Source organism: Anoxybacillus sp. EFIL (assembly GCF_013096955.1).
Lineage (GTDB): Bacteria > Bacillota > Bacilli > Bacillales > Anoxybacillaceae > Anoxybacillus > Anoxybacillus ayderensis.
Window position 1 is genome coordinate 1 of the sequence record NZ_SDLH01000146.1, and the last position, 208, is coordinate 208.

At 49.5% G+C, this 208-nt stretch carries 1 rRNA gene; it reads right to left on the reverse strand.

Features of this window, described 5'->3' with window-relative positions:
* Positions 1-87, reverse strand: a 23S ribosomal RNA gene (locus tag ES017_RS15725); the annotation flags it as partial.
* Positions 88-208: the final 121 nt, after the last annotated feature.

Sequence of the window (208 nt, forward strand, 5' to 3'; positions counted from 1 at the left end):
AGCTCCCCGAAGCATATCGGTGTTTGTCCCGTCCTTCATCGGCTCCTAGTGCCAAGGCATCCACCGTGCGCCCTTTCTAACTTAACTAAACACACTTTTCAGCCTGTTATCTAGTTTTCAAAGAACATGGCTTCTTCTTGAAGCTACATCTTCGCTGCCATGCGCCGAGGAATTTATCATCTTCGTAATCACTCGCAGACGCAGGCGC